Below are 503 nucleotides of genomic sequence, written 5' to 3' on the forward strand. Positions count from 1 at the left end.
AAAGGCGCATCTTGCAAGATTTCAAACGATTTCATCACCTGGTCAAAATGAGGAATGACATTCTTTTTGCCTCTTGGTGGAGATACATTGTTCTTAAAAAAACGAGCTAAGGTCAAGGCCCCCCAAGCGCCATTGGGAAACATATTGGGATCGTGAAATACCAAGGCAAACCAAATCCCAACGTGTTTGGCTCGGTAAAAACAGGCTTTTTGTGCTTGGGTTAATTGGGAACTAAAGACATTGGTAGCATCGTCAATGATAAAAAACAAGCCTTTGTAGCCTTTTCGGGACAAGCGTTTATAAAGCAGCTGTTCGGTCAACTTCTCATCAGCCATCATGGCTTTCACTCGTTTGCCTTTGAATTTTTTCATAAAGTGTTTGTGAAACACATAGTCTCGACCTTTGTAGGTAAAATACAGTTCCTTGCTTTTAGCATCCGACCAAAGCTCAATTTCTATAAAGCCAATCCAATCTTTCTCGTGTCCAGAATTGTAGACAAAAAT

Annotated in this window: 1 protein-coding gene; it reads right to left on the bottom strand. The window is 40.4% G+C overall.

Going from position 1 to position 503, the window contains the following annotated elements; genetic code table 11:
• Positions 1 to 503: hypothetical protein (locus CG11_RS30595; protein ID WP_197043973.1), on the bottom strand; the 503-nt coding region annotated here is incomplete at both ends.

Source organism: Aureispira sp. CCB-QB1 (genome assembly GCF_000724545.1).
In the GTDB taxonomy this organism is placed as follows: domain Bacteria; phylum Bacteroidota; class Bacteroidia; order Chitinophagales; family Saprospiraceae; genus Aureispira.